Genomic DNA, 13,964 nt, shown 5'->3' on the forward strand with positions numbered 1-13,964 from the left:
CACAATCAATAGCCTCTTTGGCGGTTAACGAGATTCAAAAGCCGCTGGTTGGACTTCATTCTCTTGAAATTTTCGACAATCTGCGGTGCTGCTGCCTGGGGATTGGTCACGCTTGCAATGTGAGGGGTCAGCTGAATTCTACTTTCTTCCCAAAACGGATGATCGCCCGGCAAAGGCTCCGTCCTATAAACGTCCAAAAGTGCTCCCGAAATATATCCCTGATCCAAGGCCGGTATCAAATCCACCTCCACCAAGTGTTTGCCTCGGGCTACGTTGATCAAAAAAGTGCCTGGCTTACATTTCTTGAAAAAGTCAAGGTTGAGAATGTTTTCGGTGTCCCTAGTCAGGGGCAAAAGACAGACAAGCACGTTGATTTCATCCAAAAATTCCTGCAGCCGGTTTTTTGAAAAATAGGGATAGGCGAAATCATTCTTCTCGGAAAACCCATACCCCGATACTCGAAAGCCCATATAGTTCAGTTTGTCCAAAACGTCTCCGCCGAGAGCACCTACACCCATGACGCCCACACTGACAGGAATCTCCGGGTTACTCATATCCCAAACCTTACGCTTCTGGTCTGCTTGGTATCTCGTGATCTGCCGGTGAAAATTCAGCACTCCCATTACGACGTAGTTGGTCATCGACCATGTTAACTTTTCGTCCACTATCCTCACGATAGGAAGCGTATCAGGAATGCTCGGATCACTGAGAATATGGTCCACGCCAGCACCTAGAGAGCTGATCAGTTTGAGATTGGGAAGCGAGTCCAGATAGCCAGGAGGGTGTTGCCATAGCAAGGCCATTTCGACTTCCTCTGGTTTTTGGATATCCGGATATACCTGAATATCGACGTCCGGGTCGCAAAAAGTGAGGGCTTCGATCCAGATTTTGGGGTCTCGGCCAGGGCTTATGATAGCTAAGCTCATTTTAAGTATTTTTGGGTCTTAGTGTAAAAATAACAGGTTCGGAAAGCCCCTCGCAGCCACTAGTCAAAAAGCACGTGGAAAATCAGGGAGCGAGAAGAGAAAAAACCACGAAATTGACTCGATATTTTGAACCATGGATATGGTTTTCAAATTGTATTCGAAACTTAAATTAAATAAAACATGACAAGTAAATTTTATTTCGCGTTCCTGATTATGCTTCTGGCAAGTTTTGCCAGCTTTTCGCAGCAAATCCAGATGCCTCAAGCAAGCCCCAGTTCCAAAATCTCACAGCAATTTGGCTTGTCAGTGGTGACGGTAGACTACAGTCGCCCCAGTGCAAGGGGGAGGAAAATCTTTGGGGAATTGGTTCCCTATGGCCAAATCTGGAGAACAGGAGCCAACTCTGCTACCCGACTCAACTTTTCCTCGGAAGTCTCGATCAATGGACAAAAGGTACCGGCAGGCACCTATGCACTATACGCAATTCCTGAGAAAAGTCAATGGACGCTTATCCTTAGCAAAAACACGGAGCTGTGGGGCGCGATAGGATATAATCCCGCCGAGGATCAGCTGAGATTCAAAGCAGAGGCCACGAAGTCTGGCAAGAAGTACGAGACTTTTGAGTTTGGATTCAATAATGTGACCGACAATTCTGTCGTGGCATCGCTGAAATGGGAAAACACCCAGGTAGACTTCAAAATCGAAACTGAAGTCGATCCCATAGTAATGGCCCAGATCCAAAAAGAAATAATCGACGCCAACTCCACCAACCCTTCCCTTTTATTCCAGGCGGCAAACTACTATTTCAGCACTTCGCGGGATTTAGACCAAGCCTATGAGTGGGTGAAAAAATCCACGGACAGCGAACCCCAATACTGGACGATGCATCTCAGAGCCAAAATAGAGAATGCTTTGGGAATGAAAACCGAAGCGTTGGGCTCTGCGACCCAATCAAAGGAAATGGCCTCCGAAGCCGGAAATCCAGATTATGTAGCACTGAATGATCGCTTGATCAAGTCAATAAAGTAAGTAAGAATTCATACAAAAAAGGGCTTCAAACTAAATCTGAAGCCCTTTTTTGTTTTGTGATGCTTAGTTCGCCTTGGCCCTAGCTCCCACCAGCGGTTGCAAAATCAACCCAAAAAACATGACGGTCAAGCATCCAACGGCATTGTACCATAAAAAGCCGATTTCCCAATGGAAGCCCAATATTCCGACGCCATTTCGGAAGTGAATGAGAAGTATGCAGGCCTGGGAGAGAATTGCCGCAATGAACACAGCCCGTCCTTTGACCCATTTCATGAAAAAGCCCACAAGAAACACCCCTAGCATAGTTCCGTAGAACAGAGACCCAAGCAGGTTGATGGCTTGGATCAGGTTTTCAAAGAGCGATGCATAAGTTGCAAACAGAATTGCCCCCAATCCCCAAAATGCGGTAAATGCTTTTGACGAACGGACGTAGTGCCTGTCGCTTGCATCCTTATTGATTGATCTTTTATAGAGATCGATGGTCGTAGTGGATCCTAATGCATTCAGCTCCGAGGCAGACGAAGACATAGCAGCGCTGAATATCACAGCAAAAAGCAACCCAACAAGACCTTTGGGTAGATAGTCCATCACAAACCTCATAAACACATAGTCTGTATCCCTCGTTTCTGCTACAGGATCATTTTCGAGAATCAGAGCTTTTGTCTTATCCCGTATCTCGCCTTGCTCCTGCTTCAGGGTGAGGATTTTATCCTTGATCACGCTGACGTTTTCCTCTTCTCCCCGATCGATAGCGCTGAGCATCTCTTGATAGGCTAGCTTACTGGATTCAAAGTTGGTTTCATATTTTTCCTCCAATTCCTGGAATTGGGTAGCATACTCGCTCTGGCGTAGCTTGTCTGTTTGAACCCGGTTAAACACCACCGGCGGTTGGACAAACTGGTAGAACACAAAAACCATCACCCCTATGAATAGGATAATGAACTGCATGGGTATTTTCAGGAATCCGTTCATCACCAAGCCGGCTCGGATTTGAGCTACTGACTGCCCAGACAAATACCTTGCTACCTGACTTTGGTCTGTACCGAAATATCCCAGTGAAAGAAAGAGAGCGGCAGTCAAACCCGACCACACGTTATATCTATCCGCAAGATCAAACTCAAAGCTCACCACGTTGAGTTTTTCCATTTTTCCCGCAACCTGAAGCGCATCACCAAAGGATATCGGAAGCATCTGTATCACTATGATGCCGGCTAAAACCATTCCTCCCATCATCACCGCCATTTGCTGCTTTTGAGTGACGGAGACCGCCTCCGTACCGCCTGAAACGGTGTAGATAATCACGATCATGCCGATGAAAATATTGGTCCAAGTCAAATTCCATCCCAAAAGGGTTGAAAGGATAATCGCGGGACCGTAGATGGTAATGCCAGCAGCCAGACCTCTTTGGACGATAAAAAGTAGCGCAGTGAGGGTTCGAGTCTTCAGGTCAAAACGCTGCTCGAGGTATTCATAAGCTGTGTAGATCTTCAGCTTGTAGTAGATCGGGACGAAACTCGCCGAGATGATGATCATGGCCAGAGGAAGCCCGAAATAAAACTGGATAAAACGCATCCCATCCTCATAGGCTTGGCCGGGTGTGCTGAGGAAAGTAATCGCGGAAGCCTGCGTGGCCATGATTGACAGACCTATTGTCCACCAGTTCATTGAACTTCGGCCCCTAAGGTAATGCTCTAAAGTTCGGTTTTGCTTGGTTTTATAGATGCCGTAGGCGGCGATCGAAATCAAGGTCCAAAACAGGACAACCCAGTCGAGTGTACTCATTCGAATGCTACCGTTAGCCAGTAAAACAACACGATCATGAGCATCAAGCTAGCCATCAGCCCTAAGTAAATCAACTTCCAGCGTATCTTAGGTTCGCTCATGGTCATTGTTCGATAAGATTGATGAATAACTTGATAGCACCAGGAACCCCAGCAGGCAACTGTCTGAAGAACGAAATGCCAGTATACACAAAGGTGCCTTCCCCATACTTGCCCACCAAAAGTGCCCCCTTGCTGGGAGTTTCGCCGGGATCTTGCATGACGAACGGAGTTTGATATTGCGGGTCGATGGCCGTCGCAAAATAAAGTCCCCTCTCCTGCACCCATCCATCCATGTCTTGCTCGTTCATTTGGTTTGGTTGAGACAAAACGGGACTTTTCCATTCCGCCGTCACCGGAGATCCCTGTACCGACACTCTATCCCTGCCTATCGTGAATGGGAATGGACCTATCTGCCTAGTCAAAAGCGGGCTGCTGGTATTATACTGGACGATCAGGTTCCCTCCATCCCTTACGTAGTCCAACAGAATAGCCTGATTGGCAGCCAGAAACTCATTGGTATTATAAGCCCTGATTCCTACTACGATTGCTTTAAATTGGCTCAAGTACTCGGCATCATAATTCTCCGGACCGACTAGAGTTACTTTGTAACCCAAGGCTGTAAGAACACCCGGTACATCATCACCGGCTCCGGGTATGTAGCCAATCTCGGCGGCTGATGTTTTCCAATCAGCCTGAATGAGGTTGAAAGAAGATGGAACCAAATAAGTCAGATTGGGAATGTGCTTGTAGGAGATGCTCCGGGTGTGCTGGGTATAGCTTTTCCCTTCCACGGTGGTAAATCTTGCAGTTACCTCTTTCAGGCCGCTGCCATTTGGAGAAAAGGCAACTTGGTAAACTCTCCGCTTTTGAGTAAAGACATCACTTGTGGCCAGTATGCTAAATTGAGAAGGGTCCAAGCCAACGAAGTCCAATTCGCCTTCTAGAAGCTTGTCTCTGAAACTCACCGAAACGGTGAGTGTTGGATCTGCACCGGAGACCAGAAAAACGTTGTCTTTGGCGACCAAAAGCTCGACCTCCGGAACGATCGTAAATGGCTGTTTTACCTCACCATCCACTTGATCGTTGTATTTGTACTGCAAGGGAACAGAGTGCACAAGCTTCTGACCAAGGATGGTAAAATTCAATTCACCTGAAATTGCAGGGTCATTGAAAGGTTTGCCAATAAGCTGTTGATCAGCTACATCAAATAAGGCCCCATCTATTGGCTTCTCAAGCCAATAAGGTTGGGAGTAGCTAGCATCTTGAGGAATAGTGATATCTACCGGCATGACTAGCAGCCTGTTTTCTACCAACTCACCTTTTACGTCCGGATAATCCTGCCCATTTGACCGGAATCCAGTAAGGTCAATAGCAATTGAGGAAGGGTTGTTTATCACCAATTCCGCTTGGATCTCCTCTCCAGGATATCCTAGCTCTTTTCGAACGTTGTATTCCACCTCCAAGCCTAAGCTCATCAGAATTGCCCGGTCCAGTTTCGCGACCTTTTCGGCCAGCCATATTTCTTTCGAATTGAGCGCCAGCAAATCGGATCTGATCTCCAAAAGCCCAGGGATATTTTGCTCAGGCTTCACGAAATCGAAATCTGAAATAAGCTGTTCGAGTTTGTCCTGAACTAGTTCAGCTCCAGCCACCGTCTGCCATCTATCCTCAACTCCATCGAAAGCGTCATCGCTGTAATCCTCCCCTCCCACCAACTGGATGTAGTCTTTTGCTGGCCCTATTCCCGCGGTGGCGCCAAAACCTTGGGACTTGTGCATAGTTCTACTATCCGCAGCGATTTGATGAAACGTCTCTCCCAAAATCGGATCATAGCCGCCTACCTCAAACACATGGTACTTCTTACCCTCTTCCGGTATAAATTCGCCACCGAAATTGTAGGCATTAAAGAAAATTCGTTTTGCCTGCCAAGGTTTTACCCTTTGGAGCTGTTCAGGGAACGCATTTGATTTTCCAGCGAGATCAAAGGCTTCCCCCGCCAGGATAGCCGAGGTCGTGTGATGTCCATGCGTGACTCCTGGGATAGTGTTGAACCTGGTGATGATGATGTCGGGCTGAAACTTTCGAATAGCCCATACTACATCTGCCAAGACCTTCTGCTTATCCCAGTTTTGTAGGGTCTCGCTCGGATTTTTGCTATAGCCAAAGTCCAGTGCACGGGTGAAATACTGCCGTCCTCCGTCTGTTGCTCTGGCCTTCAGAAGCTCCTGCGTGCGGATTTGTCCGAGTTCAACTCCAAGTTCCTTGCCGATCAAATTTTGGCCACCATCCCCTCTTGTAAGGCTCAGATAGGCTACTTCGGCATGGACACCGTTGACTAGGTAGGAAATAAGCCGCGTATTTTCATCATCGGGATGAGCCGCCACATACAGAATTCGCTTAGTTTCCTCCAATTGAAGGATCTGCTGATAGATCACAGAAGAAGGGACCGACTGGCCGAAAGTAAGGTTGCTAGAAACGCCGAAGAAAAAGAAAATAAGAATTAGGACGTCCTTTGGTCTGGTCATATGGGGCTTTATTGACACAGAAAGCTATCCTAATCTTGGACGAAATAAAAATATTTTGTGATTAATGGGCAAAATCCACAAGCCACATCCTATTTCTTACCCGGTATTGTATACCCAAAGGTAAATTCGAAAAAGTCTGCCTTCGCCTTGTGTGCCTTGATTTGCAAGCCTGTAAACATGGCGTTGTCAAACCGATACCTCACCCCTATTCGTTCATAGAACCACGACATCTCTTGATTCAACTCATTTCGGTAAAGATACGCTCCAAAGGCGATAGGCACATATAGTTGCTCGGTAAGCTGCCATTCCCAAGACCCAACAATTGCGACGGAAGTCTGATCTTTGAAAGAAAAATCGGACGACGGAAACCTTGACTCCATACCCTGCGCCCAGAAAAGATCCAGACCCAATCCTAGTCTGTATTTGTATCCCGGCTCCAAAAGGTAATTGACCCCTAGGCCTCCCCGAAAGTAGGATGGATCACCAATTTCATAATTTTTAATGCCGGTGTAGAATGCAAAATTCCAAAAAGTCCTCAGCTCCTTTTTACCAAACTCCGGAGCAGTGCTTGGGATAGGTTCCAACTGGCCGAGTTTCACCTTCATCGCGAGATTCAGAGGAAACAGATTGATGCCGGCATTCGGTTTTTTTGCAGAGCCATTGGAATAGTGCTTTAGACCAAAACTGGCCTGAAAATCCGTCCGCTGGGAGATCCTCACCGTGGTATTCAAACCCACGAAGATGTAGGCATTAACTTTGGACCCGATATATCGGTTGGTGGGATTAGCCAGAGAATCATAGGGTTTCAGGTTAAATCCCACGCCTAGCTGCGTGAAATAGCCAAAGTCTACCCTTTTATTTTGGTTTCGCACGGAGAAAGGAAAATCCATAAACCCATATAGTGCCAATGGCCTCCCAATTTCCGGATAATGTTTGAGGGTGGAATTCAATCCAAGTCCAAGGGTTGGATATCGGTACAGGTAGTTAAACTTGGTGTTCGAGATTTTCCTCCAGCCAAACTTTAGGTCAAGCGCCTTGAAATCCACCGCATTTTTGACTTCATCTCCCCAGTCCGTTCCATTGCTAAGCATGGGCCCGGTTTCGTAAGAAAAGCTGAAAGATTTTTGAAATTTTGCATCCTGGGCTGATGCCAAAGTGATCAAAAAAATCAAAGAAAGGAAAAATCCAATTTTAATCAAATAAAACATAATTCCACTTCCTCTTCGATTAGGTTGTGCAAAAGTATTTAAAAATCCTCTCAGTGTTCAAAAATTTGTGGAGACTATTCCCGAAAAACGTGGCAATTTTTCCCCAAGACCATAAGGTTAAAAATTTCGTGGAAATACCCTTTGTACACAAAAAAAGGCCGACTCTTCAGCCGGCCTTTTTGGGATAAGTGTTAGTCAAGATTACATTTCCTGCCAGTTAGGTCCAAGAAGCTCAACCAGCTTTTTATTGAGAGCCTCAGCCTCTGCGGTATTCTTCAATCTCGTGTGGACCTGGAATAGGATGATCATGATATCGGTATTGTCAGGCTTGATCTCCACAGCTTTGGTAAAGTAAGGAATCGCCTGTCGGTAGTAGTCATCGGCCTTCTGACCCAAAGTCTGGGATTGCTTTTCCCATTCTGCATCGGAAAGTCCGTTCAGCTCATTGAGGATATTCTTCGACATCTCAAGCATTAATGCACCGGTATAGTAGTTTCCCTCAAAGAAGTTGGGATCTACTTCCACGGATTTCTTGTAGTCTTCAAGAGCGCCTTCCAAGTCGCCAGCCTGCTCTTTGAGATAGCCTGATCTCAACAGAAGCCCGGTATTGTTCGGATCGTTTGCCAAAGCGTCTTTGATCTGCGCCATCGCCTCATCCATCTTGTTCAGCTGGAGTAGCAACTGAATTTCATATTCGGCCAGGACCTTGTCATTTGGATATTCAGCTTTCGCTTTGTTTACCAATTCATAAGCAGCCTCTGGATTTTTTTCCTCGGTACTGAGGATCTGAACCATGAAGTAATACGCATTCAGCTTGTTGTATTCTGGAACCTCGAGTAGGTATCCGAAGTGTTTTTTTGCCTCTTCAAACTTGCCCAAATCATTTGCCAGGAAGCCGGCATTGTAGTGAATGGTCGTGTCGGTGTGGTCGATCTCACCAGCCAAATTGAAGAATTCATAAGCCATCTCAAGATCTTCGACGTTGTATCTTTCGATACCTTTGTCAAAGGAAATGTTCTTGAGTGTCATGATGGAGTAAGGACGCATGTTGTCAGGTACACCTGGCATATCTTCCGCGTAGACCTCTTCCCCAACGCCGGATTCCTTGGTACCTCCAGCCATTTCAAAGGTTTTGTTGTAGCTTTCCAAAGCACCTTTTCCAGTCTCTACCGTCTCAGCGGTGTTGGAGGAATCCGCTCCAAACATTTTAGTCTGGATTTGCGCTTTCAGTAGAAACGTCGCAGGGTCACCGCTTGTCTCGGGATTTGTGGTCGCAGCATTGATCGCGGTAAGAGCGGCATCGTAGTTTCCGGATTTATATCCTTTTTCAGCCTCCTTTACCACTTTCTTTTGTGCAAAGGCGAAGGTTGCAGCACCAACCAGTGCCAAAGAGAGAATCAGCTTTTTCATTAGCGTTTTTTTATCTTAATTGTTCGGTTACTCTTTCGGTTCTTCTGTGCTTTCAGAAGAAGGATTTGCAAGATCAGAAGAATCGTTCGTTCCCAATTCTTCGTCGTTGGAGATTTTTTCAACAGAGGAGATTTCATCGCCATCGCCAACCCTGATCAATCTTACGCCTTGGGTGGCCCGGCCCATTACTCTCAGCTGATCCATTGATATTCGGATCGTGATACCGGACTTGTTGATGATCATCAAGTCATCTGAGTCCACTACCTCTTTTATTGCAACCAATGCGCCTGTTTTCTCAGTCACATTCATCGCTTTTACTCCCTTGCCACCACGGTTGGTAATCCGGTACTCGTCCAGCTCAGAGCGTTTCCCATAGCCTTTTTCGGAGAGCACCAACAGTGTTGCGTGTTCCTCTGAGGCACAAACCATGCCAATGACATAATCTTTATCACCATTTAACGTTATGGCCTTCACCCCTGTCGCTGTTCTGCCCATTGGGCGAACAGCAGATTCCGGAAAATGGATCGCTCGGCCTGACTTGGCGGCGATCACGATATGCTGACTACCATTGGTCATACTGACATTCACCAATTGGTCATCTTCCCTGATATTCAGGGCAATGATTCCATTGGAGCGAGGACGGCTGTACTGCTCTAGGGTAGTTTTCTTGATGATACCTTGCTTGGTAATCATGACCAAGAAATGATTGTTCAGGTAATCCTGATCATCCAGACTTTCAACTTGGATAATCGATCTGATTTTGTCGTCAGACTCGATGTTGATGAGGTTTTGGATAGGACGACCCTTCGCCGTTTTGGAGCCCTCGGGAATCGCATAGGTTTTAAGCCAAAACAGCTTTCCCTTGTCGGTAAAAATCAGCAGATAATTGTGTGTGGAAGCGGTGAAAATATATTCCGTCCAATCGTCTTCCTTGGTGCTTACGCCTTTGGAACCTACTCCTCCCCGACCTTGGGTTCGATACTCTGTCAAGGCGGTTCGCTTTACGTAACCTTGGTGAGAGACGGTAATTACCACCTCTTCGTTGGGAATCATATCCTCATAGCTGAAATCCTCGGCGTTGTGCTCGATCTCAGTCCTGCGATCATCAGCGTAGCGATCCTTCATATCCTGAAGTTCCGTTTTGATGATCTCCATCCGCTTATCCTCGTTGGCGAGGATCTCCTTCAACTCTTCTATTAGAGCCATGATCTCTTTGTACTCCTGAATGATCTTCTCGCGCTCCATTCCGGTGAGGCGCTGAAGCCTCATGTCCAGAATTGCCCTTGCTTGGATCTCGCTCAGCTCAAACCTCTCCATCAAGCCGTTTCGGGCAGTCTCAGGGTCCGGGGAATTTCTAATCAGAGAGATCACTTCATCCAAATGATCCAAAGCTATCAGGTAACCTTGGAGAATGTGTGCTCTTTTCTCTGCTTCTTTCAGCTCATATTCGGTCCGACGGACGACAACCTCATGTCTGTGCGCCACATAGTGAACGATGAGATCCTTGAGGTTCAGAGTATAAGGTCTACCCTTGACGAGGGCGACATTGTTTACTGAGAATGAAGTCTGTAGTGCGGTATGCTTGTAAAGATTGTTCAATACCACACTGGATATCGCATCCCGCTTGAGTTCGTACACGATTCGCATACCAGATCTGTCGGATTCGTCGCGTATGGCGGAGATCCCTTCGATCTTTTTCTCATTGATCAAGGCGGCGGTTTTTTCGACCATGTTGGCCTTGTTCACCATATAGGGGATTTCGGTGATGACAATCATCTCCTTGTTTCCGCCATCCTTGGTTTCGATATTGGCTTTGCCCCTTACGACGATTCTTCCGCGTCCGGTTTCAAAGGCCGCCTTTACACCATTATAGCCATAGATTATCCCTCCAGTCGGAAAGTCCGGAGCGATGATAAATTTCATCAATTCGGCGACTGTGATCTCCTTGTTGTCAATATAGGCGATGATGCCATCTATGACTTCACCTAGGTTGTGAGGCGCCATGTTGGTTGCCATACCTACCGCAATCCCAGAAGCGCCATTTAGTAGCAGTGCTGGTACCTTGGCAGGTAGTACCGTCGGCTCCTTGAGCGAGTCATCAAAGTTGAATTGGAAATCAACGGTGTCCTTGTTGATGTCCACCAGCAATTCTTCGGCGATTCTCTTCAATCTTGCCTCAGTATATCGCATCGCTGCAGCATTGTCCCCGTCAATGGATCCAAAGTTTCCTTGGCCGTCCACCAATGGATATCTCAATGACCAATCTTGGGCCATACGAACCATAGTCTCGTATACCGCGGAATCCCCGTGAGGGTGGTATTTACCCAGTACTTCCCCGACGATTCTCGCTGATTTTTTGTAAGGCTTGTTGTGTAATACGCCCAGTTCCTGCATTCCGTAAAGGATACGCCTGTGAACTGGCTTGAGTCCGTCTCGGACATCTGGAAGTGCTCTTGAAACAATGACCGACATCGAATAATCGATGTAGGCACCCCGCATTTCCTCCTCAATATTGATTGGTATGATGTGCTCGTTCTCTCCTTGGGCCATAAAGTACTTTTTCGCGCTTCAAATTAAGCTGCAAGATAGTAAAAACTGCAAGGTTTCGAAAGCTTAGATTCAAACCTTATAAAGCCCTTAGATCATCAATACCATTGACCGATTTTACGGTTTTGCAGGTTGAAAATCGAGCTGCCTCTATATTCAATCCCGTCATGAAGATGCTTCATCACTACCCCACACCCTTGGATCTTGCATCGCTTGGTGCCGGGGATTTTGATAGCCAAACCTGCCTGTAGCCCGTAGACATTTTGGTCAATATTCTGAAATTCAGAATAGTCAGATGCGGCATAGGTAAACTTCCTAAACTCAGCCCCTCCCTTCAAAAACAGCTTGGCGTATTCGGAGAAATCATATTCCATTCTCAAGGAAACCCCTACATAAGGGTCTTCTGAAACAGCAAGTCGTGGCACATAAGGTGCTCCACTAGCCGAAAGAGCGGGATCATAGGCTTTTTTCAGGTTCATTTTTCCAAACTCCCCCTCCAAAATAAATCGCCAAGGGTAGTTTGCCCGTGCTCGCTGCCTTAGTTCCGACTGCATGTACAGATTGTTTGTGCTGTATTTGCGGTATTGCCACTTCAGTATGCTTTGCCGGCGCTTCGCGTCGAATAGAACCAAACCAACCGTGCCGTAGTATTTGCTGATCTGGTAAGTAGACCCTTCAAACTGAAATTCATGATCGCTACCCCTCATAGGAGCCAGATTACCCCATTCCATCCCGTATCCACCCCCGATAGTCAGGAGGTTAAAAAGATTGATTCTGACTCCCCCATTCAGCAACGGAAAAATCCACTCATTGCTGGAAAGAGAAAGAGTATCCTGAAGGGTAAACTCCGAACTCTCAAAGTTTTGGTATTGAGATATGGGATACAGAGAAGGGTTTGGGGAGTAAAAATCAGTGCCGATCTGGTGGTAGGCTGCCCCTGTCGATATCTCCAAGGCAAACATCTCCAAGGCATTTCGGAAGACATTGCCCACGCCGGACTCACTTTTTGGATTCTTCGCTTTTTCACTTATCCCAAAAATATCCTCATCCTGTGCGAATGCATGAATGTGTACGAGATAAACAGCGATTACTAGGAAGAAGATTTTTCTAATGGTCATGGGTAATTAACGACAATCCGACTCTGTTGGTGTGAAAATAAAAAAGAAGTCTCCTTTTTGGGAGACTTCTTCAAATCTTTTGCCAATAAGCTTATTTAGTAGATGGAGTGGCTCCGTCCTCTTCTTTGGTTTTCATTTCCTCTACCATTTGATCCAACTTCTCCTTCATTGCTGGATCTTCCTTGATCGCACCATTTACTTTGTTGTAAATAGAAACGCCCAGCACGTTGTCGTCTTTGATCAGTTCAGTCTTATATTCTACCACAGACTCCTGTAGTGAGTCCTGGAAATCCTTGATCGCTTTATAAGCAGCTCTTTCATCATCTGTCAACTTGATCTCCGCTTCTTTGGCGGCATCTCCCCAGGCAGCTTTGATTTCATTGTATCTAGCGCCTCCGTCGATGACCTCGTTGTTCAGGATCATATCCTTTAGTTCATCGGTCTTCTTCTCCACAAATTCAGAGGTCATGAATTCCACATTGGCGAACTTCATTAGTTCCTCGTCAGTAACCTCCTCTTCTACAGCAGCTTCTTGTGCAAAAGCCGCCAAGCTCAATCCTCCAAAAAGGAACAAAAACATCCAAATCTTTCTCATAATCGTCTTGGTTTAAAATGGTTAAGCCTACAATAAAAAACTCAAGGCAGCAAAAACCAAGCAAAAAATGTCCTTTTAAGATATTTTATGATAAGCGGCGGGGAGGAAAACATGCCGTATTAAGACTTTTTCAGTGTAGCAATAGTTAGGCTAGGATCGGGAGAACTGAACACAAAACTACCCGCCACCAAGATGTCGGCTCCGGAAGCGCCAAGTTTTTGGGCATTGTCGAGATTCACCCCACCGTCGACTTCTATCTTAGCCGAAGAGCCCTTTTTGAGAATCAATTCTTTCAGACGTGTCACCTTGGAATAGGTGTTTTCGATGAACTTTTGACCCCCAAAACCGGGGTTGACAGACATGACGCACACTAAATCGACATCTACTATGATGTCCTCGAGCATGGCGATCGGTGTGTGGGGATTGATGGCGACACCAGCATGGGCCCCCAACTTGTGTATTGCCTGAATTGTGCGGTGAAGATGCGTGCAGGCTTCGTAGTGTACTGAAATAGTATCAGCACCGGCATTTCGGAAAGCTTCAAGATAATGATCGGGATTCACGATCATCAAGTGGACGTCAAGCGGCTTCTTTGCGTGTCTTTGGATTGCCTCAGTCACGGGGATGCCAAAGGAAATATTGGGAACAAATACCCCATCCATAATATCCACGTGGATGTAATCCGCGGCGGAATTATTAAGCATCTCGACTTCTTTTTGGAGTTTGGAAAAATCCGCAGCGAGAATAGATGGGGCAACCAAGAGCGACATGGGGCAATTATTT

The 13,964-nt window shown here is 46.4% G+C and carries 10 protein-coding genes; 1 reads left to right on the forward strand and 9 read right to left on the reverse strand.

The features are described 5' to 3' along the window. Positions 1-5: 5 nt before the first annotated feature. Positions 6-926: a 2-hydroxyacid dehydrogenase gene (locus J0A67_RS08280; protein ID WP_206568843.1), complete on the reverse strand. Its 921-nt coding sequence runs from the start codon at positions 924-926 to the stop codon at positions 6-8. A gap of 180 nt (positions 927-1,106) precedes the next feature. Between J0A67_RS08280 and J0A67_RS08285 the strand changes: the two genes are divergently transcribed. Beyond that, positions 1,107-1,955: a DUF2911 domain-containing protein gene (locus tag J0A67_RS08285; RefSeq protein WP_206568844.1), complete on the forward strand. Its 849-nt coding sequence runs from the start codon at positions 1,107-1,109 to the stop codon at positions 1,953-1,955. 63 nt (positions 1,956-2,018) lie between these two features. On the opposite strand, the gene J0A67_RS08290 is transcribed toward J0A67_RS08285, so the two are convergent. The 8 genes from J0A67_RS08290 to rpe all read right to left on the reverse strand — a co-directional run bounded on the left by J0A67_RS08290 (position 2,019) and on the right by rpe (position 13,951). Beyond that, positions 2,019-3,737, reverse strand: a complete 1,719-nt coding sequence (locus J0A67_RS08290; RefSeq protein WP_206568845.1) for a sodium:solute symporter family protein — start codon at positions 3,735-3,737, stop codon at positions 2,019-2,021. A gap of 103 nt (positions 3,738-3,840) precedes the next feature. Further along, a complete protein-coding gene (locus J0A67_RS08295; protein ID WP_206568846.1) occupies positions 3,841-6,303 on the reverse strand; it encodes a PIG-L family deacetylase in 2,463 nt (820 codons plus the stop codon). 89 nt (positions 6,304-6,392) lie between these two features. Further along, a complete protein-coding gene (locus J0A67_RS08300; protein WP_206568847.1) occupies positions 6,393-7,394 on the reverse strand; it encodes an acyloxyacyl hydrolase in 1,002 nt (333 codons plus the stop codon). Positions 7,395-7,712: 318 nt separating this feature from the next. Continuing rightward, positions 7,713-8,921: a tetratricopeptide repeat protein gene (locus J0A67_RS08305; protein ID WP_206568848.1), complete on the reverse strand. Its 1,209-nt coding sequence runs from the start codon at positions 8,919-8,921 to the stop codon at positions 7,713-7,715. 27 nt (positions 8,922-8,948) lie between these two features. Then, entirely contained in the window at positions 8,949-11,471 is a 2,523-nt protein-coding gene (gene gyrA, locus J0A67_RS08310; RefSeq protein ID WP_206568849.1) for a DNA gyrase subunit A, read from the reverse strand. Between the two features lie 95 nt (positions 11,472-11,566). Continuing rightward, positions 11,567-12,586 carry a hypothetical protein gene (locus J0A67_RS08315; protein WP_206568850.1) on the reverse strand — a complete coding sequence of 340 codons (1,020 nt, stop codon included), beginning with the start codon at positions 12,584-12,586 and terminating at the stop codon, positions 11,567-11,569. Positions 12,587-12,677: 91 nt separating this feature from the next. Beyond that, positions 12,678-13,181 (reverse strand): hypothetical protein, encoded by a 504-nt coding sequence (locus J0A67_RS08320; protein WP_206568851.1) that lies wholly within the window; start codon positions 13,179-13,181, stop codon positions 12,678-12,680. A gap of 119 nt (positions 13,182-13,300) precedes the next feature. Next, a complete protein-coding gene (rpe, locus tag J0A67_RS08325) occupies positions 13,301-13,951 on the reverse strand; it encodes a ribulose-phosphate 3-epimerase (protein WP_206568852.1) in 651 nt (216 codons plus the stop codon). Positions 13,952-13,964 lie beyond the last annotated feature (13 nt).

The sequence above is a fragment of the Algoriphagus aestuariicola genome, assembly GCF_017254835.1.
Lineage (GTDB): Bacteria > Bacteroidota > Bacteroidia > Cytophagales > Cyclobacteriaceae > Algoriphagus > Algoriphagus aestuariicola.

Bases quoted from the DNA above. Each gene is read 5' to 3' on its own strand.
- J0A67_RS08305 (WP_206568848.1), bottom strand. From the start codon at position 8,921: ATGAAAAAGCTGATTCTCTCTTTGGCACTGGTTGGTGCTGCAACCTTC.
- J0A67_RS08290 (WP_206568845.1), bottom strand. From the start codon at position 3,737: ATGAGTACACTCGACTGGGTTGTCCTGTTTTGGACCTTGATTTCGATC.
- J0A67_RS08320 (WP_206568851.1), bottom strand. From the start codon at position 13,181: ATGAGAAAGATTTGGATGTTTTTGTTCCTTTTTGGAGGATTGAGCTTG.
- J0A67_RS08300 (WP_206568847.1), bottom strand. From the start codon at position 7,394: ATGCTTAGCAATGGAACGGACTGGGGAGATGAAGTCAAAAATGCGGTG.
- J0A67_RS08285 (WP_206568844.1), top strand. From the start codon at position 1,107: ATGACAAGTAAATTTTATTTCGCGTTCCTGATTATGCTTCTGGCAAGT.
- J0A67_RS08295 (WP_206568846.1), bottom strand. From the start codon at position 6,303: ATGACCAGACCAAAGGACGTCCTAATTCTTATTTTCTTTTTCTTCGGC.
- gyrA (WP_206568849.1), bottom strand. From the start codon at position 11,471: ATGGCCCAAGGAGAGAACGAGCACATCATACCAATCAATATTGAGGAG.
- rpe (WP_206568852.1), bottom strand. From the start codon at position 13,951: ATGTCGCTCTTGGTTGCCCCATCTATTCTCGCTGCGGATTTTTCCAAA.
- J0A67_RS08280 (WP_206568843.1), bottom strand. From the start codon at position 926: ATGAGCTTAGCTATCATAAGCCCTGGCCGAGACCCCAAAATCTGGATC.
- J0A67_RS08315 (WP_206568850.1), bottom strand. From the start codon at position 12,586: ATGACCATTAGAAAAATCTTCTTCCTAGTAATCGCTGTTTATCTCGTA.